This window comes from Paraburkholderia sp. CNPSo 3281 (assembly GCF_024206515.1).
GTDB classification, from domain to species: Bacteria; Pseudomonadota; Gammaproteobacteria; order Burkholderiales; family Burkholderiaceae; genus Paraburkholderia; species Paraburkholderia nodosa.
In genome coordinates this window covers 1-20820 of the sequence record NZ_JAMBPS010000042.1, presented here as the reverse complement: position 1 = coordinate 20820, position 20820 = coordinate 1, and the positions used below count along the sequence as shown (strand labels likewise).

19 protein-coding genes are annotated in these 20820 nt (G+C 65.8%); 13 read left to right on the top strand and 6 right to left on the bottom strand.

Annotated elements, in window-relative coordinates:
- Positions 1–103 precede the first annotated feature (103 nt).
- The gene (locus M3I56_RS29800; RefSeq protein ID WP_254357000.1) at positions 104–1498 is read left to right on the top strand and encodes a hypothetical protein; all 1395 of its coding nucleotides are present in this window, start codon (positions 104–106) and stop codon (positions 1496–1498) included.
- Between the two features lie 13 nt (positions 1499–1511).
- Here the strand turns inward: M3I56_RS29800 and M3I56_RS29795 are convergent, their stop codons facing one another.
- Positions 1512–1748 carry a cysteine-rich CWC family protein gene (locus M3I56_RS29795; RefSeq protein WP_254356999.1) on the bottom strand — a complete coding sequence of 79 codons (237 nt, stop codon included), beginning with the start codon at positions 1746–1748 and terminating at the stop codon, positions 1512–1514.
- 321 nt (positions 1749–2069) lie between these two features.
- Here M3I56_RS29795 and argB point away from each other — a divergent pair, with 321 nt between their 5' ends.
- From argB to M3I56_RS29755, 8 genes are all read left to right on the top strand, one after another.
- On the top strand, positions 2070–2969 hold the full coding sequence (gene argB / locus M3I56_RS29790) for an acetylglutamate kinase (RefSeq protein ID WP_028203194.1): 900 nt from the start codon (positions 2070–2072) through the stop codon (positions 2967–2969).
- A gap of 52 nt (positions 2970–3021) precedes the next feature.
- Positions 3022–3795 carry a pyrimidine 5'-nucleotidase gene (locus M3I56_RS29785; protein WP_254356998.1) on the top strand — a complete coding sequence of 258 codons (774 nt, stop codon included), beginning with the start codon at positions 3022–3024 and terminating at the stop codon, positions 3793–3795.
- A gap of 45 nt (positions 3796–3840) precedes the next feature.
- Positions 3841–4527, top strand: coding sequence for a nucleoid occlusion factor SlmA (gene slmA, locus M3I56_RS29780; protein WP_254356997.1), 687 nt, complete (start codon positions 3841–3843; stop codon positions 4525–4527).
- A gap of 60 nt (positions 4528–4587) precedes the next feature.
- Positions 4588–5178, top strand: a complete 591-nt coding sequence (locus M3I56_RS29775; RefSeq protein ID WP_051481330.1) for an HdeD family acid-resistance protein — start codon at positions 4588–4590, stop codon at positions 5176–5178.
- 311 nt (positions 5179–5489) lie between these two features.
- A complete protein-coding gene (locus M3I56_RS29770) occupies positions 5490–6635 on the top strand; it encodes a homoserine O-acetyltransferase (RefSeq protein WP_254356996.1) in 1146 nt (381 codons plus the stop codon).
- A complete protein-coding gene (gene metW / locus M3I56_RS29765) occupies positions 6632–7240 on the top strand; it encodes a methionine biosynthesis protein MetW (protein ID WP_028203199.1) in 609 nt (202 codons plus the stop codon). The genes M3I56_RS29770 and metW overlap by 4 nt, the downstream gene beginning before the upstream one ends.
- Before the next feature lie 81 nt (positions 7241–7321).
- A complete protein-coding gene (locus M3I56_RS29760; RefSeq protein ID WP_254356995.1) occupies positions 7322–8716 on the top strand; it encodes an AmpG family muropeptide MFS transporter in 1395 nt (464 codons plus the stop codon).
- On the top strand, positions 8713–9852 hold the full coding sequence (locus M3I56_RS29755) for a M48 family metallopeptidase (protein WP_254356994.1): 1140 nt from the start codon (positions 8713–8715) through the stop codon (positions 9850–9852). Before M3I56_RS29760 ends, M3I56_RS29755 begins: the two co-directional genes overlap by 4 nt.
- A gap of 30 nt (positions 9853–9882) precedes the next feature.
- On the opposite strand, the gene M3I56_RS29750 is transcribed toward M3I56_RS29755, so the two are convergent.
- From M3I56_RS29750 to gatC, 5 genes are all read right to left on the bottom strand, one after another.
- A complete protein-coding gene (locus M3I56_RS29750; RefSeq protein WP_254356993.1) occupies positions 9883–10662 on the bottom strand; it encodes an exodeoxyribonuclease III in 780 nt (259 codons plus the stop codon).
- 86 nt (positions 10663–10748) lie between these two features.
- Entirely contained in the window at positions 10749–11585 is an 837-nt protein-coding gene (locus tag M3I56_RS29745; RefSeq protein ID WP_254356992.1) for a PPK2 family polyphosphate kinase, read from the bottom strand.
- Between the two features lie 134 nt (positions 11586–11719).
- Positions 11720–13195 (bottom strand): Asp-tRNA(Asn)/Glu-tRNA(Gln) amidotransferase subunit GatB, encoded by a 1476-nt coding sequence (gene gatB / locus M3I56_RS29740; protein ID WP_254356991.1) that lies wholly within the window; start codon positions 13193–13195, stop codon positions 11720–11722.
- A 2-nt stretch (positions 13196–13197) separates the two neighbouring features.
- The gene (gatA, locus tag M3I56_RS29735) at positions 13198–14688 is read right to left on the bottom strand and encodes an Asp-tRNA(Asn)/Glu-tRNA(Gln) amidotransferase subunit GatA (RefSeq protein ID WP_028203205.1); all 1491 of its coding nucleotides are present in this window, start codon (positions 14686–14688) and stop codon (positions 13198–13200) included.
- A 192-nt stretch (positions 14689–14880) separates the two neighbouring features.
- A complete protein-coding gene (gene gatC, locus M3I56_RS29730; protein WP_028203206.1) occupies positions 14881–15180 on the bottom strand; it encodes an Asp-tRNA(Asn)/Glu-tRNA(Gln) amidotransferase subunit GatC in 300 nt (99 codons plus the stop codon).
- A 431-nt stretch (positions 15181–15611) separates the two neighbouring features.
- On the opposite strand from gatC, the gene M3I56_RS29725 reads away from it, so the two are divergent.
- The 4 genes from M3I56_RS29725 to mrdA form a co-directional block, all read left to right on the top strand.
- Positions 15612–16655: a rod shape-determining protein gene (locus M3I56_RS29725; RefSeq protein ID WP_004189550.1), complete on the top strand. Its 1044-nt coding sequence runs from the start codon at positions 15612–15614 to the stop codon at positions 16653–16655.
- A gap of 191 nt (positions 16656–16846) precedes the next feature.
- Positions 16847–17965, top strand: coding sequence for a rod shape-determining protein MreC (gene mreC / locus M3I56_RS29720; RefSeq protein WP_254356990.1), 1119 nt, complete (start codon positions 16847–16849; stop codon positions 17963–17965).
- Entirely contained in the window at positions 17965–18477 is a 513-nt protein-coding gene (gene mreD / locus M3I56_RS29715; protein WP_069264625.1) for a rod shape-determining protein MreD, read from the top strand. The genes mreC and mreD overlap by 1 nt, the downstream gene beginning before the upstream one ends.
- A 101-nt stretch (positions 18478–18578) precedes the next feature.
- Positions 18579–20820 (top strand): penicillin-binding protein 2 (mrdA, locus tag M3I56_RS29710; protein ID WP_254356989.1); only part of this gene is annotated, 2242 nt, incomplete at its 3' end.

Here is a 20820-nt window from a genome sequence, read left to right as displayed (position 1 = left end):
GCGCTTTCTGACAAGCAAGACGGAACAATGCAAGCCTCGCCCCCTGACGTACTTCACACTGTGCGCAATCTCTTTCTCGATTTCATCGACGCTGCCACCGCCAGTGGAACCGAAGGCGACCGATGCGTCCGCACACGAATTGCTGGCCGCCACGCGCGCCGAGCTGCGCGGCCTGGACAACGACTCGCTCGTCCTCATCGCCGCTCGCGCACAGGACAGCGCCCTGGCGCAAGAAGCCGTACGCCTGAGCGCCGCGATCGCCCGGCTCGCACCGGAGCGGGCCGCCGCGTGGTTCGCAGCGGGCCTCGCGCTGCAGTTTGCAAACCGTCACGCCGAAGCGGTAGAACCTTACCGCCACGCGCTGGGAATCGCGCGTACGTTTCCAAATCTGCGCAACAATCTTGCAACAGCTTTGATGCAGATCAATTTTGGAGACCGCGAGATTCTGCCGCTGCTCGAAGAAACGGTCGCCGAAGAGCCCGACAACGTCAACGCCTGGATCAACCTTGCCCGCGTATTCCCAACCGATACCGACACGGCGCGTCCACTCCGCGCCAGCTCCCGCGCGCTCGATCTCGCGCCGCAAAGCCCGCTCGCCCTGAACAATCACGCGATGGCCTGCAAGGAAACGCAGCAGTGGGACGAGGTCGAACGCGCCGCGCGCGCCGCCTGCCAGTATGCGCCCAACGACGCATCGCTACGCTTGAACCTGTCGATGACCCAGCTTCTGCGCGGCAACGATGCAGAAGGCTGGCCCGGACACGAGATGCGCTGGCAGGGGTCGAGTGAGCTGGCCATGGGCCGCCCGGTGTTCCCGAAGCCCGAGTGGCGAGGCGAGCCGCTCGCAGGCCGCACATTGCTGGTATGGGGCGAACAGGGCATGGGCGATCTGCTGCAATTCTGCCGCTACGTGCCCATTTTCGGCACCGAGGAAGCCACGATCCCGGGACCCACGGTTTACCTCAAGGCCGATCCCGAGGCGGCGGCGCGCTGGCGCGAACGCCTTGCGGGTGAAAAGCGTCTGAAGGTCGGGCTCGCGTGGACGGGCAGCCTCACGCACAAACGCAACCCGTTTCGTCGCGTCGGGCTCGAGCGGTACGCCCGGCATTTCGGCGGCATCGAGGGCGTGACGTTCTATTCGCTGCGGCCCGGCGCAGGGCAAGACATCGCCGCGGCGCGCGAGGCGGGGTTCGAGGTGGCCGACTTCAGCGCTCAGTGGAAGACCTTCGACGACACTGCCGCGTTCGTCGACGCGCTCGACCTGGTGATTTCCGTGTGCACGTCGAGCGCACACCTTGCGGGCGCGCTCGGCAAGCGCGCGTGGGTGCTGCTGGACGTGAATCCGCATTGGGTCTGGCTGCTGGATCGGCGCGACAGTCCGTGGAATCCGAATACCCGGCTGTACCGTCAAAAGGCGTTCAGACAGTGGGAGCCCGTGATCGACGAAGTCGGCGCCGATCTCGCGGCGCTCGCGCAGGGTGCGCAACGCAGCGCGTAAGTCAGCGCGCACTTCATGGCATAGCGCTCCTGCCCTTCGGCACGGCGCCCGCCGCCGGAGCCGCCGCGGTCGCGAGGCATTCGGGGCAGAGGCAGCGCCCGCGCGGGTCCAGCTCGCTCGCGGGCAACGCGGGCAGCGACTTGCACCAGCAATCGAAGGGTTCGGTGTTCCTGCCGCAGTCGAAGCTGTTCCCGCAGCGCGGGCAGCGGGCGCTTTTCATGCCGGTGGCGGGCACGGCGGAGGCGGTCATGGCGCGCACTCCTCTCGAAGCCATGGGTTGGCGACAAGAAGATGATGCCACAGCCCGCGCGTGCGTCCTGCGCCTCGCTTTTCAGGTCTGCCATTTCCTGCCGATTTCGCCCCGTTTTGCGGCGCTGCCGACGCGCCCGCGCCCGTGTTGCGCATGTGCCTCGCCGAGCGCGAGATGCGCGTCGTTTTCCCCGCCCTTTTCTCTGCTGCACCGCGCCAGTCCTGTACAATCCGGCCTGTTTCGACCGTTTTGCCGCCGCGTATTTCGTCCGCGGATCTTCGTCCGCGAGTTTCGTCTGTTTTTCGTCCAGTCTCCGCCGCCATGTCCGAGCCCATCGACCTTTCGCAGATCGCCCCCACCCTGAAAGCCGAAATTCTGGCCGAAGCGCTGCCTTACATTCGCCAGTATCACGGCAAGACCGTCGTCATCAAGTACGGTGGCAACGCGATGACCGAAGAGCGGCTCAAGCAGGGCTTCGCGCGCGACGTCATCCTGCTCAAGCTCGTGGGCATCAATCCGGTCATCGTGCACGGCGGCGGCCCGCAGATCGACACGGCGCTCAAGAAGATCGGCAAGCAAGGCACGTTCATCCAGGGCATGCGCGTGACCGACGAAGAAACCATGGAAGTCGTCGAGTGGGTGCTCGGCGGCGAGGTGCAGCAGGACATCGTCACGCTCATCAACCACTTCGGCGGCCACGCGGTCGGCCTGACCGGCAAGGACGGCGGCCTGATCCACGCGCGCAAGCTGATGATGCCGGACCGCGACAACCCCGGTCAGTACATCGACATCGGCCAGGTGGGCGAAGTCGAGGCCATTAACCCGGCGGTCGTGAAGGCGCTCCAGGACGACGCGTTCATTCCGGTGATCTCGCCGATCGGCTTCGGCGAAGACGGCCTCTCATACAACATCAACGCGGACCTTGTGGCGGGCAAGCTCGCGGTGGTGCTCAACGCCGAAAAGCTCGTGATGATGACGAACATCCCGGGCGTGATGGACAAGGCGGGCAATCTGCTCACCGACCTCTCGGCGCGTGAAATCGACGCCCTCTTCGAAGACGGCACGATCTCGGGCGGCATGCTGCCGAAGATCTCATCGGCGCTCGACGCGGCCAAGAGCGGCGTGCGCTCGGTGCACATCATCGACGGCCGCATCGAACACTCCGTGCTGCTGGAAATCCTGACCGAACAGCCGTTCGGCACGATGATCCGCTCGCACTAAGCCCCTTCCTCCCTGCGGCGGCGCCGTGCCGCCGCCGAGTCTCACGTCCGCGATGACCGACTCCAGCCTTCATGCCAGGCGTGCCCGGCGCCGGCCGCGCCGCGTCGCCCGCACAGCGGGCGGCCCGAGCTATGGCGCCCCCGCCTTGCGCGGCCCGGTCTGGCTCTTCGACCTCGACAACACGCTGCACAATGCGTCGCGCGCGATCTTCCCGGCCATCAACGCCGGCATGACGCAGTACATCGTCGACGCGCTCGGCGTGAGCCGCGACGAAGCCAATCATCTGCGCACGAGCTACACGCGCCGCTACGGCGCGACGCTGCTCGGCCTCACGCGCCATCATCCGATCGACCCGCACGACTTCCTCAAGGTCGTGCACACCTTCGACGACCTGCAGGGCATGCTGCACGCCGAGCGCGGCCTCGCCCGCACGCTCGCCGCCCTGCCCGGACGCAAGATCGTTCTCACCAACGGCCCCGAGGACTACGCGCACGCGGTGCTCGCGGCACTCGGCATCGAGCGGCTGTTCGAACGCGTGATCGCCATCGAAGGCATGCGCTCGCGCAGCCACTGGCGCGCCAAGCCCGACTGCGCGATGCTGCGCGGCACGCTGCGCCGGGCGGGCGTGGCACTCGCCGATGCGATCCTGATCGAAGACACGCGCAGCCACCTCAAGCGCTACCGGCGCCTCGGCATCCGCACCGTCTGGATCACCGGGCATTTGCCGCCGCACCTGCCGGGCACCGGCAGGCCTCACTATGTCGATCGTCGCATTCGTTCGCTAAAATCCCTGAAACTAGGCCTGCAGTCGGGACGCTCGAAGTAAAACGGGGGAGCGCACACCCAGAGGCCAACGCCAGGGACGATATCCATGCAGCCGACACAAACGCGTGAAGCAGTCGAAGCAGCAGATTCGCCGGGCGCGGCCCGCCGCGCTCCCCGCCCGAAACCGGGCGAACGCCGTATCCACATTCTCCAGACGCTCGCCAGCATGCTCGAGGCGCCGCGCGGCGAAAAAATCACCACCGCGGCGCTGGCCGCGCGCCTGGGGGTTTCCGAGGCCGCGCTGTATCGCCATTTCGCGAGCAAGGCCCAGATGTACGAGGGCCTGATCGATTTCATCGAGCAGACGCTCTTCGGACTCATCAACCAGATCGTCGAAAAGGAGCCGAGCGGCGTGCTGCAGGCGCGTGCGATCGCCCTGATGCTCGTCAATTTTTCGACACGCAACGCCGGCATGACCCGCGTACTGACCTGCGAAGCCCTCGTGGGCGAGCACGAGCGCCTCGCCGAGCGCGTGAACCAGATGCTCGATCGCGTCGAAGCGTCGCTGCGCCAGTGCCTGCGCGTCGATCTCGCGCAGGAGGCCGAGCGCAAGGCGCTTTCGGGGTCTGACCATGTCAACGCGAAGCCTGCCGCCAGGGGATACGATCCAACGGTCCGGGCGAATCTGGTCGTGCGCTATGTGATCGGTTGCTGGCATCGCTATGCGCAAAGCGGCTTCACTCGTTCACCGAGCGAGCACGCCGACGAGCAGATCCGCATCATTCTTCAATAGCGCGACCGCGCGGCGTCTTTCCGCGGCGGTGGCTCGCGTCGCTACCAGGAGAACCGTCGCATGAACCGTCCCGTTCCTCCCCTCGGCCTGCCGCCCATCCTGATGGGCCTGTCCGCCCATTGGGGCTGGCTCGTCGCGCGCGGCATCGCCGCCATCCTCTTCGGCGTGCTCGCCTTCTCGCTGCCCGGTCTCACCGTGCTCACGCTCGCCATCGTCTGGGGCGCCTACGCCATCGTCGACGGCGCGTTCGCGCTCATCTACGGTGCGCGCGGCGGCGGCAGGCGGCGCTGGACCTACGTCATCATCGGTCTGATCGGCGTGATCGCGGGCCTCGTGGCGTTCTTCTGGCCCGGCGAGACCGCCATCGTCCTCGTGATGATCATCGGCGTGTGGGCGTTCTTCACAGGCATCTTCGAAATCGTCTACGCGATCCAGTACCGGCACGCCATCGCGCATCCGTGGGCGGTCGGGATTTCGGGGCTGCTCTCGGCCACGGTGGGCTTCTTCTTCGCGATGTTCCCCGGCGCGGGCGCGCTCTCGCTGATCTGGGTGATCGCCGCCTATGCGGTCCTGTACGGCCTCCTGATGATCATCGCGGCCTTGCAGCTGCGGCGCTGGCGCAACGCGCATCCTTCTGCGCCCGGGAAGTGATAAGGCTTCGCAGCCTCGCGCGGTGCGCGGGCACGTGAAGCGGCCGTGCCAAGGCGCCGGGCGGCAGCGCGCCGCCCGGCCCGCCTTGCCCGCGCGCCGCGTCGCTTTGCACTTTTTCCGATATACTCTGCGTTCCTTTTGCAATACCCACGCGCCGATTTGCTGACTCGATTGCGGGCGCGTGAACTCCAAAGGCCTGGGCCCCGGAGTTCGATATAAATGCGGCTAAAGAGGTCGTCAGCTGCGCCAATCCTTTCGCACTCCGCGCCCGCCGACACCGTTTAGCCGCCCGAAAAACCAAGGCGGAACGAATGGAATCGATCGGCATCGTCGCTCCTCAAACACTGCATTTCGACGAGCCTCTGCAACTGCAGAACGGCACGGCACTGGCCGGGTACGACCTCGTGGTCGAAACCTACGGCACGCTCAACGCCGCGCGCAGCAACGCGGTGCTCGTCTGTCACGCGCTCAATGCGTCGCACCACGTGGCGGGCGTCTACGCGGACGATCCCAAAAATGTGGGCTGGTGGGACAACATGGTCGGCCCGGGCAAGCCGCTCGACACCAACCGCTTCTTCGTGATCGGCGTGAACAATCTCGGCTCGTGCTTCGGCTCGACCGGCCCGATGAGCATCGACCCGGCCACCGGCCAGCCCTATGGCGCGAAGTTTCCGGTCGTGACCGTCGAGGACTGGGTGGACGCCCAGGCGCGCGTGGCCGATCGCTTCGGCATCGAGAAGTTCGCCGCGGTGATGGGCGGCAGCCTCGGCGGCATGCAGGCGCTCGCATGGAGCCTGCGCTATCCGGATCGCCTCGGCCACTGCATCGTGGTCGCCTCCACGCCCAAGCTCTCGGCGCAGAACATCGCGTTCAACGAGGTCGCGCGCTCGGCCATCCTCTCGGACCCCGACTTCCATGGCGGCGACTACTACGCCCACCACGTGAAGCCGCGCCGCGGCCTGCGCGTGGCGCGCATGATCGGCCATATCACCTATCTGTCCGACGATGACATGGCCGAAAAATTCGGCCGGGCGCTGCGACGTGCGGAAGGCGCCGAGAACGCATACAACTTCAACTTCGACGTGGAATTCGAAGTGGAGTCGTACCTGCGCTATCAGGGCGACAAGTTCGCCGACTACTTCGACGCCAATACCTACCTGCTGATCACGCGCGCGCTCGACTACTTCGACCCTGCCAAGGCGTATGACGGCGACCTCACGCGCGCACTCGCGCACACGAAGGCGAAATATCTCGTGGCGAGCTTCGCGACCGACTGGCGTTTCGCGCCCGCGCGCTCGCGCGAACTCGTGAAGGCGCTGCTCGATCACAAGCGCCAGGTGAGCTACGCGGAAATCGACGCGCCGCATGGTCACGATGCCTTCCTGCTCGACGACGCGCGCTATCACAATGTGGTGCGCGCTTACTACGAACGTATTGCTGCTGAGGTGGGCGCATGAACCAGAGCGCTTTCGACAGTCTTTCCGCCCGTCCCGACTTTCGCACCATCGCGCGCTGGATCGAACCGCGCGCGAAAGTGCTCGACCTCGGCTGCGGCGACGGCTCGCTGCTCTCGCTGCTCACCGAGGAACTGGAGTGCACGGGCTACGGCATCGAGATCAACGACGCGGGCGTGCTCGCTTCGGTGAAGAACGGCATCAACGTGATCCAGCAAAATCTGGAAGACGGCCTGCGCCTGTTCGAGGACGCGAGCTTCGATTTCGCGGTCCTCTCGCAAACGCTGCAGACCATTCACCAGACGGCCGCCATCCTGCGCGAGACGGCGCGCGTGGGCAAGGAGTGCATCGTCTCGTTCCCGAACTTCGGCTACTGGCCGCACCGGCTCTCGGTGCTGCGCGGACGCATGCCGGTTTCGAAGTCGCTGCCCTATCAGTGGCACAACACGCCGAACGTGCGTGTTCTCACGGTGAAGGACTTCGAGGCGCTCGCGCCCGAGGTGGGCATCGAAATTCTCGACCGCGCCGTGCTGCATGGGGGTCAGACCGTTCGATGGGGTGTGAACTGGCGTGGTAGTCTTGCGGTCTATCGCGTGAGAAAAAAATGACGCCGTGCGCGGCGTCGCGTGTTTTTCTGCCCGACCGGTTCGCGAGGAACCGCACCCAACACCGCCGCCGCTAACGACGACATGCAGAATCCGCCCCACGAGGCACCCGCTCTTACCGCTCACGAATCCCACCCCGGCTGGCGTGCGTATCTGAATACGCACATGCTGATCTGCGTGTTCCTCGGCTTTACCTCCGGGCTGCCGCTCTTCACGCTCGTCTATCTGGTGCAGGCGTGGCTGCGCTCGGAGGGCGTCAATCTCAAGGAGATCGGCCTCTTCGCGCTGATCCAGTTCCCCTACACCTGGAAGTTCGTCTGGGCGCCGCTCATGGACCGCTACGTGCCGCGCCTGCCCGGCTGGCGCCCGGGGCGGCGGCGCGGCTGGATGCTCGTCACGCAGATTCTCGTGGCGCTCGCCATCGGCACGCTCGGCTACGTTTCGCCGAAAGACTCGATCTGGACCGTGGCCGCGCTCACCGCGCTGGTGGCGTTCTTCGGCGCGAGCCAGGACATCTCCATCGACGCCTATCGGCGCGAACTGCTGACCGATACGCAGCAGGGCCTCGGCAACGCCGTGCACGTGAATGCCTACAAGATCGCGGCGCTCGTGCCGGGCTCGCTCGCGCTGATCCTCTCCGACCACCTGCCGTGGAGCACCGTGTTCGTCGTGACGGCGGTGTTCATGATTCCCGGCATGATCATGACGCTCGTGGTGAAAGAGCCCGAAGTGCACGGCGCGCCGCCCAGGAACCTGCGCGAAGCGATCGTGCAGCCGTTCGCCGAATTCGTGCGCCGCGATGGTCTCGCCGCGGCACTGTTTGTGCTCGCCTTCATCTTCCTCTACAAACTCGGCGACACGATGGCGACCACCCTGTCCACATCGTTCTTCCTCGACATCGGCTATTCGCGCACCGAGATCGGCGTGATCGCCAAGATGACGGCGTTCGGTGCGAGCCTCGCGGGCGGCATTATCGGCGGCGTGGCGCTCGTGAAGATCGGCATTGGGCGCGGGCTGTGGATCTTCGGTTTCCTGCAAATGATTTCTACTCTGGGTTTCGCGTGGCTCGCGCAGCTCGGCGCAGGGTCGCCCTCGCTCGCCGCCATCTACGATGCCGTGCTCGCCGTGAGCCACGCGGTTTCGTGGGCCGCGAGTCTCTTCGGCGCCACCGTGCAGTTCACGCTCGACCCGCGCGCCGTTGCGCTCGCGCTCGTGTACGGCTTCGAGACCTTTGCAACGGGGCTCACGCTCGCCGCGTTCACTGCCTATATTGCAAGCACGACCGATCCGCGTTACACCGCCACGCAGTTCGCACTCTTCACGAGCCTCGCCTCCGTGCCGCGCACGCTGGCCTCCGCCGCAAGCGGCTACGTGGTCGCGAAGATCGGCTGGTTCGACTATTTCATCGTCTGCACGGTGCTCGCGGTACCGGGTATGCTCCTGCTCATTCGTATTGCCCCGTGGAGAATCCGGTCGTGAGCACGCATGAGACCGCCGCGCAAAGCCCGCGTGCGCTGCAGCGCAGCGGCGCACGCGCTCGCGCACTCGTGCTGGCGCTTGCCGCGGCATTGCCGGGCCTTTCTGCATGGAATGCGCGGGGTGCCGAGAACCCGGCCGCCACGAGCGCCCCGGCGGCCGTGCCGGGCAACCCTGCCACGCCGCCAGCAGGCAGCGCCGCGAGCGCAGGCAATGCCGCAACCAATCAGGCGAACGGCGCGGCGAACAACGCGAACGGCGCAGCAAACAGCGGCGCGAACGCGAGCGCCTCGCCGGGCAACGTCGCCCCCGGTGCGCCGAACACGGGCCGCGTGGTGCGCTTCGGCAACGCCGCCGTATATCGCAACCTGATTCCTTCGCCGATGCTCGAAGCGCAGGCCACCGCCGAGTTCAACGAGATCGTGCGCGGCGCGGCCCATTCGAACCGCCTCTATGCCGAAAGCGATCCGCACGTGCAGCGCGTGCGGGCGTTCGTCGACCGGCTCGCGCCTTACTCGTTGAAGTGGAGCGATCGCGTCAAGAACTGGAAGTGGGAAGTGGCGGTGATCCGCTCGAACGACATCCGCATGTATGCGCTGCCGGGCGGCAAGATCGTCGTGTACGGCGGCCTGCTCGACCGCGTGAAGCTCAACGACAACGAGTTCGGCATGCTGCTCGGCCACGAGATCGCACATGCGGTGCGCGAGCACGTGCGCGAGCGCCTTGGCGAACAACAGGCCGCGCAGATCGAATCGGGCTCCGTGCCGCAGCTATTCGGGCTCGCGGATCTCGGCGTGTTTCCGCTCGGCATCGGCTCGCAGCTCGTGGAGATGCACTACGCCCACGCCGACGAAACCGAAGCCGACGTGATCGGCAGCGATATCGCCTCGCGCGCGGGCTTCGATCCGCGCGCGGCGCTCACGCTGTGGGACAAGCTCGCGGTGGCGACGCGCGCCGACCGCGACCAGGGCTTCATCTACGTGCATCCGTACACGCCCGCGCGGCGCGCCGATATCGCCAAGCGCCTCGCCGACATGATGCCGCTCTACGCAAAGGCCATCGGCAAGCCGCTCGACGAGTTGCCCGACTACCAGGGCATCCCGGCGGTGCAGAAGCGCAAGGTGGTGTCGGCGCCCTGAAAGCGGTTTCACAGCGCGGCGCGGTGAGCGTCAGCTCTTGACCTTGTAGTCGTAGTCGATGGTCAGCGGCGCGTGGTCGCTGAACTTGATGTCCTTGAAGATCGACGTCTTTTTCGCCTTGTGCGCAACGCCGGGCGTCGCGATCTGATAGTCGATACGCCACCCCACGTTCTTCGCATACGCCTGGCCGCGATTGCTCCACCACGTGTATTGCTCGGGACGCGGATCGAGCGTGCGGAACACGTCCACGTAGCCCACGTCGTCGAAGAGGCTCGTGAGCCATGCGCGCTCTTCGGGCAGGCAGCCGGAGTTCTTCTGGTTGCCCTTCCAGTTCTTGATGTCGATTTCCTTGTGGACGATGTTCACGTCGCCGCACAGGATCACTTCGCGCTCACGCTTGAGTTCCGCGAGATGCGGCATGAATTCGTCCATGAAGCGGTACTTCGCGGCCTGACGCTCGTCGCCGCTCGAGCCCGAAGGCACGTACACCGAAATCACCGAGAGCTTGCCGAAGCGCGTTTCCACATAGCGCCCTTCCGGGTCGAACTCCTCGCTGCCAAAGCCGATGATGACGTCGTCGGGCTCGTGGCGCGAATAGACGCCCGCGCCGCTATAGCCCTTCTTCACCGCATGCTGGAAGTAGCCTGTGAAGTCGTGCGGGGCGAGGAATTCGGGCGTCATGTCGTCCTGCGAGCACTTGATTTCCTGCACGCAGAGCACGTCGGCCTTCTGTTCGCCGAACCATTCGAAAAAGCCCTTCTTCGCCGCCGAGCGGATGCCGTTCAGATTCGCGGTGATCACACGCAACATGTCTTCTTTCCTCTTGATTGTGCGTTGCCTCGCACGGCGCGCCGAACCGGACCTGCGCTGCGCCCCGCGAGGGAATTGGGTCGGTCTCAGTCGATCTTGAGACCCTTGAGTTCGGCCTTGGGCGGCGGAAATTCGAGCTGCAGACTTTCCATCAGGCGCAGCAGCAGTTCGGCGACCATGAGGTTGCGATGCGACTTCGAGTTCGCGGGAATCACGTACCACGGCGCGTATTCCGTGGAGGTGGCCGCGAGCGCGTCGTGGTATGCGGCCTGATAGGCGTCCCAATGCTTGCGCGCTTCGAGATCGGATACGTCAAATTTCCAGTGCTTGGTGGGGTCGTCGATGCGCGCCTGGATGCGGCTGCGCTGCTCGTCCTTCGAGATGTGCAACATGCACTTGATGATCGACGTACCGCTCTGCGCGAGCAGCGCCTCGAAATGGCGAATCTGCCGGTAGCGGCGCTCGCACTCGGCCGTGTCGATCTGGCCGATCACGCGCGGCACGAGCACGTCTTCGTAGTGGCTGCGGTTGAAGATCGCCAGTTCGCCCGCCGCGGGCACCTGCAGGTGCACGCGCCAGAGAAAGTCGCGCGCGGCCTCGATGGGCGTCGGCGCGCGAAACGGCACGATGCGCAGGCCGAGCGGATCGACCTCGTGAAACACGCCGCGGATCGTGCCGTCCTTGCCGCTCGTGTCCATGCCCTGCAGCACGAGCAGCACGCGCTGATGGCGCTGCGAATGCAGGCGCTCCTGCAGCACGTCGAGCTTGTTGCCGATCTCAGCGAGCCGGTTGCGGTCGCCGTCCTTGCTGCCGCTCGAAAACGGTTTCACGGCGGGGTCGAGCGCGCTCAACGAGAACGTCTCCGGCTTCTTGTCGCTGAAGTACGGCACGCGGTAATCGTCGAGACTCGGGATATGGGACATGCGTTGTTCTCCTCTCTCTCGTGAATTTGACGGCGCCAGCGCCGTTGCCGGCCTGAAGCGGCAAGGCGGCGCCGCACTGCTACGCACGACGCCGCCTCGCAAGCATGCCCGAATCAGGCCGGCTTAAGTCAAACTCAGCCCAGCTTCTTCTTCAGCAGCTCGTTGACCTGCTGCGGGTTCGCCTTGCCCTTGGTTGCCTTCATGGCCTGGCCGATCAGCGCGTTGAACGCCTTTTCCTTGCCGGCGCGGAATTCTTCCACCGACTTCTGGTTAGCGGCGAGCACCTCGTCGATGATCGCTTCGAGCGCGCCGGTGTCCGAGATCTGCTTGAGGCCCTTCGCTTCGATGATGCGGTCGGCAGCGTCGACGTCCGCGGCCTTCTCGTCCCACATCGCCTGGAACACTTCCTTGGCGATCTTGTTCGAGATCGTGCCGTCGGCGATGCGCGCGAGCAGCACGGCGAACTGCGCGGCCGATACCGGCGAAGCGGCGATGTCGAGGCCTTCGCGGTTGAGCTGCGACGAGACTTCGCCCATTAGCCAGTTGGCGGCGGCCTTGGCTTGCGCCGCGCCCGCCTTCGCCACGACCGCTTCGAAGTAAGCCGCCATCGCCTTGCTCGACGTCAGCACGTTCGCGTCATACGGCGTCACGCCATACTGCTCGATGAAGCGCGTTTGCATCGTCGCGGGCAGCTCGGGCAACTCGCCCTTCACGCGCTCGACCCACGCGGCATCGATCACGAGCGGCATGAGGTCGGGGTCGGGGAAATAACGGTAATCGTGCGCGTCTTCCTTGCTGCGCATCGAACGCGTCTCGCGCTTGTCCGGATCGTAGAGGCGGGTTTCCTGCACCACCGTGCCGCCGTCTTCGATCAGCTCGATCTGGCGGCGCACTTCATACTGGATCGCCTCTTCGAGGAAGCGGAACGAGTTCAGGTTCTTGATCTCGGCGCGCGTGCCGAATTCCTTCTGGCCGACCGGACGCACGGACACGTTCGCGTCGCAGCGGAACGAGCCTTCCTGCATGTTGCCGTCGCAAATGCCGAGCCACACGACGAGCGTGTGCAGCGACTTCGCGTACGCAACCGCTTCGGCGGCGCTGCGCATTTCGGGTTCCGTGACGATTTCGAGCAGCGGCGTGCCGGCGCGGTTCAGGTCGATGCCCGTCATGCCCGCGAAGTCTTCGTGCAGCGACTTGCCCGCGTCTTCTTCGAGGTGCGCGCGCGTGAGGTTGACGGTCTTCTCGTACGCTTCCTTGCCAGCCTTTTCGTTGGCCGGAACCTGGATCGTGATACTCCCGCCCTGCACGACCGGAATCTCGTACTGGCTGATCTGATAGCCCTTCGGCAGGTCCGGATAGAAGTAGTTCTTGCGCGCGAAGATGCTGCGCGGCGCGATCGTCGAGCCGATCGCGAGGCCGAACTGGATCGCGCGCTCAACGGCGCCGCGGTTCATCACCGGCAGTACGCCCGGCAGCGCGAGATCGACGGGGCAGGCCTGCGAGTTGGGCGCGGCGCCGAACTGCGTCGATGCGCCGGAGAAGATCTTCGACGCCGTCGACAATTGCGCGTGCGTTTCGAGACCGATAACAACTTCCCACTGTGTTGCCATGTTCATACCCCTGCCGGCGCCTTGCGATGCCAGTCGGTCGCGCGCTGGAAGGCGTCGGCGACCTGCAGCATGCGGGCCTCGTTGAAATAGTTGCCGACGATCTGCAGACCGACGGGTCGCTGCGCGTTCGCACCCGCGCCGAAGCCGCACGGCACGCTCATGCCGGGCAGGCCCGCGAGGCTCGTGGAAAGCGTGTAGATGTCCGCGAGGTACATCTGCAGCGGATCGTCGCCCTTCGCGCCGAGGTCCCATGCCACGCTCGGGGCGACCGGCCCCATGATCACGTCGCACTGCCTGAACGCTTCCTGGAAGTCTTGCGCAATGATGCGGCGAATCTTCTGCGCTTGCAGGTAGTACGCGTCGTAGTAGCCATGCGAAAGCACGTAGGTGCCCACCAGAATGCGGCGTTTCACCTCAGGGCCGAAGCCCTCGGCGCGCGACTTCTTGTACATGTCGAGCAGATCGCGGTATTCGGCCGCGCGGTGGCCGAAGCGCACGCCGTCGAAGCGCGAGAGGTTCGACGAGGCTTCCGCCGGGGCGATCACGTAGTACACGGGAATCGATAGCTCGGTTTTCGGCAGCGTGACTTCCACAAGCGTGGCGCCGAGCGACTCGTACGTCTTCAGCGCGGCGTCGATGGCGGCGCGCACGTCGTCGGCGAGGCCCGCGCCGAAGTATTCCTTCGGCAGGCCGATGCGCAGGCCCGCGAGCGGCTTGTCGGCGCTGGCGTCCTGGCTCCACGTCTGGCCGACGAAGCGCGTGTAGTCCTCGTGCTCGTGCGTGAGGCTGGTCGAGTCGCGCTCGTCGAAGCCGCCCATGGCGTTCAGGAGCAGCGCGCAATCGCTGGCGCTGTGCGCGAACGGGCCGCCCTGGTCGAGCGACGAGGCGAACGCGATCATGCCGTAGCGCGAGACGCGGCCGTAGGTGGGCTTGATGCCCGTCACGCCCGTGAACGACGCCGGCTGGCGAATCGAGCCGCCGGTGTCGGTGCCGGTCGCGGCGGGCGCGAGGCGCGCGGCGACGGCCGCGGCGGAACCGCCCGACGAGCCGCCCGGCACGGCCTTCGTGTCCCACGGGTTCTTGACGGCGCCGAAATGCGAGTTCTCGTTGGACGAGCCCATCGCGAATTCGTCCATGTTGGTCTTGCCGAGGCAGACCATGCCCGCGCGCTCGAGCCGCTCGACCACGGTCGCGTCGAACGGGCTCACGTAGTTTGCGAGCATCTTCGAGCCGGCGGTCGAGCGCCAGCCGCGCGTGACGAACACGTCCTTGTGCGCGAGCGGAATGCCCGCGAGCGGACCCGCGTGGCCCGAGTGCAGGAGCGCGTCGGCGGCCTTGGCCTGGGCGAGCGTCAATTCGGGATTGACGTCGACGAAAGCGTTCAGGTCTTGATGCGCATCAATCCGGCCCAAAAAGTGCTGGGCCAGTTCGACTGCGGAGCACTCCTTCGCAGCCAGTGCGGCGCGCAGTTCGGTCAAGCTTTTGTCATGCATTGCGTGATTCCTGGAAGAACGTCACGGCGTGGTCGAAATCAGATCGTTGCGCCGTCCGGAAGCGGCTCGACCGACGTTGGCAAACGTGTCGGCCACTGCTCGGAAAACCCCGGAAAACTCGGGAGTCCGTGCCTTTTCGAACGGTTCCGACGACTCGAAAGGATTCGAAAAGGGCGAAAAAATCCTGCGCCTTTACTCAATCACGCGCGGTACAAGGTAAAGTCCGTCCTGCACCGCGGGCGCGGGACGCTGCAGCGCTTCACGGTCCACGATTTCGGTCACGGCGTCCTCGCGCAGACGTAGCGCGACGTCCTCGATCTGCTCGATCGGGTGGGCGAGCGGGGCAATGCCGGTCGTGTCCACGGCCTGCATCTGCTCGACGAGGCCGAAGAAGTCGTTCAGGCGTTCGAGCGTATTGCCGGCTTCGGCGTCGGCCAGTTCGAGGCGCGCAAGATGCGCGATGCGCTTCACATCGTTCAGGGTCAGGGCCATGCGGTCACCGGAAAAAAGGGGCTGCGGCAGTGCGGAAATTCGGTGCTGCAACCGCGGTTTATCGCGCCGGATCCGGCTCTGGAGGAAAGCTTCGATGAGGTCAAAAACTGCCTTCCGGATCCTGCAAAACAGGCAAAATTATAAGGTATCATTACGCGTTCGACCCAAACCCGGACCGCCTTGCATCCGCCTTTCAGTTCTGACCGCAGCACAATGCGGCCAGACAAGATCAAACGGGCGGCGCAGCCAGGCTGCCTCCGGTAACCATCCCCGCAGTCTCAGGCCCCTCGTGGCGCCCCTTGCGACGCCCTCCGCCGTGATTTCGGAGTGCTCTCGTGACGGAGCATGTCGCCCTGAGGCTGTTAATTTTTCCGCTGCCGCCCTCGCCCACGAAGCTGGAAGGACGGCCACAAGCGAGACAGGATTTTTGAATGTTCGGTTTTCTGCGTAGCTACTTCTCCAACGACCTGGCGATCGACCTCGGCACCGCCAACACCCTGATCTACATGCGCGGCAAGGGCATCGTCCTCGACGAACCCTCCGTCGTCTCCATTCGCCAGGAAGGCGGCCCCAACGGCAAGAAGACGATTCAGGCAGTCGGCAAGGAAGCCAAGCAGATGCTCGGCAAGGTCCCGGGCAACATCGAAGCCATCCGCCCGATGAAGGACGGCGTGATCGCCGACTTCACCGTCACCGAGCAGATGATCAAGCAGTTCATCAAGACGGCGCACGAGTCGCGCATGTTCTCGCCGTCGCCGCGCATCATCATCTGCGTGCCGTGCGGTTCGACCCAGGTCGAGCGCCGCGCGATCAAGGAAGCCGCGCACGGCGCGGGCGCCTCGCAGGTCTACCTCATCGAAGAACCGATGGCCGCCGCGATCGGCGCGGGCCTGCCGGTTTCGGAAGCCACGGGCTCGATGGTCGTCGACATCGGCGGCGGCACGACCGAAGTGGGCGTGATCTCGCTCGGCGGCATCGTCTACAAGGGCTCGGTGCGCGTGGGCGGCGACAAGTTCGACGAAGCGATCGTCAACTACATCCGCCGCAACTACGGCATGCTCATCGGCGAACAAACTGCCGAAGCCATCAAGAAGGAAATCGGCTCGGCCTTCCCGGGTTCCGAAGTCAAGGAAATGGAAGTGAAGGGCCGCAACCTGTCGGAAGGCATTCCGCGCAGCTTCACCATTTCGAGCAACGAAATTCTCGAAGCGCTCACCGACCCGCTTAACCAGATCGTCTCGTCGGTGAAGATCGCACTCGAACAAACGCCGCCGGAACTGGGCGCCGACATCGCCGAGCGCGGCATGATGCTCACGGGCGGCGGCGCGCTGCTGCGCGACCTGGACCGACTGCTCGCCGAAGAAACCGGTCTGCCGGTGCTCGTGGCCGAAGACCCGCTCACCTGCGTGGTGCGCGGCTCGGGCATGGCGCTCGAGCGCATGGACAAGCTTGGCAGCATCTTCTCGTACGAGTAAGCGCGCCGCGCACCGCTGCGCTCGCCCGCGGCGCGGTTTCGGCCTCGCCGCGCCACTGATGGCGTGGCGGCACGCGCGCCGCCACGGCGCCCGCAACGGGGCGTCCTTCGGGGCGCCGAAGTTTCACACTTCGTTGTGCCCTCCGTTACACCCTCTGTTTCACCGAACCGCACACGCCCCCGGCGCCGACCATGGAATACAGTCCGCCGCCCCTCTTTAGACAGGGCCCATCGGCACTCGCACGGCTGATTTTCTTCGTCGTGCTGTCGCTCGCGCTCCTCGTCTCCGACGCGCGTTTCAAGACGCTCGAAATCGTGCGCGGCGTGCTCGGCGCAGGCCTCTACCCGCTGCAACGCGCGGCCCTCGTGCCGCGTGACTTCTTTATGGGCGCCGCCGATCTGGCCGTGACGAGTTCCACGCTGCGCACCGAAAACACCCAGCTGCACGCGCGCAACCTCCAGCTCTCGCAGCAGGCCAACGAGGCCGCTTCGCTCGCAGCCGAAAACGCGCACCTGCGCGCGCTTCTGCAGCTCTCGCAGCGCATCGGCGCGCAAACCACGCCAGCGGACATCCAGTACGACACGCGCGACCCGTTCACGCAGAAGGTCGTGATCGGCGGCGGCGCGCAGCAGGGTATCCAGAACGGTTCGCCGGTATTGAGCGAGGACGGCGTGATCGGCCAGATCACGCGCGTGTTCCCCATGCAGTCCGAAGTCACGCTCGTCACCGACAAGGACCAGGCCGTGCCGGTCGAAGTCGTGCGCACGGGCCTGCGCAGCGTGATCTACGGCACGGCGAAGGGCGACCTGCTCGATCTGCGCTTCGTGCCGATCAGCGCCGATCTGCAAGTCGGCGACGAACTCGTGACGAGCGGACTCGACGGCATCTATCCGCAAGGTCTGCCGGTCGCGAAGGTGTTGCGCGTGGACAAGCAGGCCGACACTGCGTTTGCGCGCGTGGTCTGCCTGCCGCTCGCCGCCGTGCGCGGGGCGCGCCAGGTGCTCGTGCTGCACTATGTCCCGCAGGTGCCGCCCAACCCGATCGCCGCCGAAGAAGCCGCAGCGGCCGCCGAGGCGAAGGACGCGAAGAAGAAGCCTGCCAAGGCCGCGGACAAGAAGAGCGACAAGAAAGCCGATGACGCGAAGGCGAAACCCGCCGCCGCTGCATCGGCCCCGGCGCAGCAGGCGAAGCCTGCAGCGAACGCAGCCGCAGCCGACACCAGGCCGGCGGAGAAAAAGCAGCTCGAGAGAAGGCCCAGGGAGAGCCTGCGGGAAGAGGCAGCGAAGGCCGTCGAGAAAGGGGGCCATTGATGCCGCGTCCGCAATACATTCTGCAGCCGGTCAATCCGTACTTCATCGTTTTCAGCCTCGCGGCGGCGTTCCTGCTGAACCTGCTGCCCTGGGGCAAGCTACCCGGCGTGCCCGACTTCGTCGCGCTCGTGCTGCTGTTCTGGAACATTCACCAGCCGCGCAAGGTCGGCATGGGCGTCGCGTTCTTCCTCGGGCTCCTGATGGACGTCCACAACGCGAACCTGCTCGGCGAGCACGCGCTCGCGTACACGCTGCTTTCGTATGGCGCGATCACCATTCACCGCCGCGTGCTGTGGATGTCGATCGGCCTGCAAATGTTCGCCGTCACGCCCATGCTGGTCGGCGCGCAGGTCGTGCCGTTCGTGATCCGCCTGCTGATGGGCGCGTCGTTTCCTGGCTGGGGTTACCTCATCAGCGGCTTCGTCGAGGCCATCCTCTGGCCGATCGCGAGCGTGCTGCTGCTCCTGCCGCAGCGCCGCCCCGTCGATCCCGACGACACGCGGCCCATTTGAGCGGCGCGCCGCTCGCCGCTGGAAGACTCGCTTGACTACCTCTTACGCACCCCGGCCCGCCGTTCCTCGCGATTGGAACCGCGGAGCCTGGGTCTGACAGCATGACCGAATTCAAGGACACCCAGCAGCAGCTCACGAAGTTCCGCCTGCGCGTCGCGGCGGCGGGGCTGTTCGTGTTCGTCTGCTTCGGGCTGATCGCGTTCCGCTTCCTCTATCTGCAGGTCTGGAACCACAGCAAGTACTCGCTGCAGGCGGACGAAAACCGCATTTCCGTCGCGCCGATCGTGCCGAACCGCGGCATCATCACCGACCGCAACGGCGTCGTGCTCGCGAAGAACTACTCGGCGTACACGCTCGAAATCACGCCCTCGAAGCTCACCGACACGCTCGACGACACGATCGACCAGCTTTCGACCGTGATTCCGATCGATGCGCGCGACCGCCGCCGCTTCAAGAAGCTGCTCGAAGACTCGAAGAACTTCGAGAGCCTGCCGATCCGCACGCGCCTCACTGACGACGAAGTCGCGCGCTTCACGGCCCAGCGCTTCCGCTTCCCCGGCGTGGAAGTGCGCGCGCGCCTGTTCCGTCAGTATCCGCTCGGGCCCACGGCCGCGCACGTGATCGGCTATATCGGCCGGATTTCGCAGCGCGACCAGGAGCGCATCGACGATCTCTCCGACAAGAACGACAGCGATCCCGAGCACTACGATCCGCGTCTTGACGCAAACAACTACAACGGCACCGACTACATCGGCAAGATCGGCGTCGAGCAAAGTTACGAGACCGAACTGCACGGCCTGACCGGCTTCGAGGAAGTGGAAGTGACGGCGGGCGGCCGCCCCGTGCGCACGCTCTCGCGCACCCAGGCTACGCCCGGCAACAACCTCGTGCTGTCGATCGACATTGGCCTGCAACAGGTGGCCGAGCAGGCATTCGCGGGCAAGCGCGGCGCGCTCGTGGCGATCGAGCCGTCCACGGGCGACGTTCTCGCGTTCGTCTCGGCGCCGAGCTTCGATCCGAACTCGTTCGTGGATGGCATCGACCAGCAGACCTGGGACGAACTCAACAATTCGCCCGATCATCCGCTGCTGAACCGTCCGCTGCACGGCACCTACCCGCCGGGCTCGACCTACAAGCCGTTCATGGCGCTTGCCGCGCTCACGCTGCACAAGCGCACGCCGCAGTGGGGCTTCTCTGACCCCGGCTACTACATGTTCGGCGGCCACCGCTTCAACAACGACGTGCGCTCGGGCCAGGGCTGGGTCGACATGAACCGCGCGATCATGGTGTCGAACGACACCTACTTCTTCATGCTCGCGCACGACCTGGGCGTGGACAACATCGCGAACTTCATGAAGCCGCTCGGCTTCGGCCAGCTCACCGGCATCGACATCGCGGGCGAGGCGCGCGGCATCCTGCCCTCCACCGAATGGAAGCGCAAGGCGTACCGCAAGCCCGAGCAGCAGCGCTGGTACGAAGGCGAGACGGTCAGCCTGGGTATTGGCCAGGGCTACAACTCGTTCACGATCCTGCAGCTCGCGCACGCCACGGCCACGCTCGCCGACAACGGCATCCTGATGAAGCCCCACCTCGTGAAGGAGATCGAAAATCCGATCACGAAGCAGGAGCGCCTCACGGTGCCGAGCGAAAGCGGGCGCCTGAACGTGAGTCAGGCCGATATCGACGTGGTGAAGCGCGGCATGGAAAACGTGACGATGAATCCCTCGGGCACGGCCTACCAGGTGTTCCGCAACGCGCCGTACACCTCGGCGGGCAAGACCGGCACGGCGCAGGTCTTCTCGCTGCAGGGCGGCAAGTACAAGGCGCATGCGCTCGCCGAAAATCTGCGCGACCACGCGCTCTTCATCGCGTTCGCGCCAGCCGAGAAGCCGCAGATCGCCGTCGCGCTGATCGTCGAAAACGGCGGCTGGGGCGCGCAGGCCGCTGGCCCGATCGCTCGGCGCGTGCTTGATTACTACCTCGTCGATCGCCTGAAGCCGGGCGTCGCGCAGGCGGCCGTGAGCGCGGCGGCTTCGGCCACGGAGGACGCGTCCGCGCCCGTGATCGGCGCGCCGCCCGACGCGGCGTCGGCGGCGTCGGCGGCGTCTGGGGCCGCCTCGGCCACGCCCGCCGTGCAGCCTGTACGGGTCGCCGCCGGCTTCACGCCGCTGCCGATTCCCGGCGCGGCATCTGCGGCCGCGGCGGCTTCGGCGGCGGCTTCGCAAGCCTCGGGCGCGGCCGCTGCTGCGCCTGCCTCCGCTGCCGGTCCGGCTACGGCCTCCGGCGCGGCGGCGCGGCCCACGCCCGACACGGGCGCCGCCCGCCCCGCGCCCGCTTCCGTGC

Coding starts and splice junctions, on each gene's coding strand:
- M3I56_RS29795 (WP_254356999.1), bottom strand. CDS start 1,748: ATGACCGCCTCCGCCGTGCCCGCCACCGGCATGAAAAGCGCCCGCTGC.
- argB (WP_028203194.1), top strand. CDS start 2,070: ATGTCCGAGCCCATCGACCTTTCGCAGATCGCCCCCACCCTGAAAGCC.
- M3I56_RS29785 (WP_254356998.1), top strand. CDS start 3,022: ATGACCGACTCCAGCCTTCATGCCAGGCGTGCCCGGCGCCGGCCGCGC.
- slmA (WP_254356997.1), top strand. CDS start 3,841: ATGCAGCCGACACAAACGCGTGAAGCAGTCGAAGCAGCAGATTCGCCG.
- M3I56_RS29775 (WP_051481330.1), top strand. CDS start 4,588: ATGAACCGTCCCGTTCCTCCCCTCGGCCTGCCGCCCATCCTGATGGGC.
- M3I56_RS29770 (WP_254356996.1), top strand. CDS start 5,490: ATGGAATCGATCGGCATCGTCGCTCCTCAAACACTGCATTTCGACGAG.
- metW (WP_028203199.1), top strand. CDS start 6,632: ATGAACCAGAGCGCTTTCGACAGTCTTTCCGCCCGTCCCGACTTTCGC.
- M3I56_RS29760 (WP_254356995.1), top strand. CDS start 7,322: ATGCAGAATCCGCCCCACGAGGCACCCGCTCTTACCGCTCACGAATCC.
- M3I56_RS29750 (WP_254356993.1), bottom strand. CDS start 10,662: ATGTTGCGTGTGATCACCGCGAATCTGAACGGCATCCGCTCGGCGGCG.
- M3I56_RS29745 (WP_254356992.1), bottom strand. CDS start 11,585: ATGTCCCATATCCCGAGTCTCGACGATTACCGCGTGCCGTACTTCAGC.
- gatB (WP_254356991.1), bottom strand. CDS start 13,195: ATGGCAACACAGTGGGAAGTTGTTATCGGTCTCGAAACGCACGCGCAA.
- gatA (WP_028203205.1), bottom strand. CDS start 14,688: ATGCATGACAAAAGCTTGACCGAACTGCGCGCCGCACTGGCTGCGAAG.
- gatC (WP_028203206.1), bottom strand. CDS start 15,180: ATGGCCCTGACCCTGAACGATGTGAAGCGCATCGCGCATCTTGCGCGC.
- M3I56_RS29725 (WP_004189550.1), top strand. CDS start 15,612: ATGTTCGGTTTTCTGCGTAGCTACTTCTCCAACGACCTGGCGATCGAC.
- mreC (WP_254356990.1), top strand. CDS start 16,847: ATGGAATACAGTCCGCCGCCCCTCTTTAGACAGGGCCCATCGGCACTC.
- mreD (WP_069264625.1), top strand. CDS start 17,965: ATGCCGCGTCCGCAATACATTCTGCAGCCGGTCAATCCGTACTTCATC.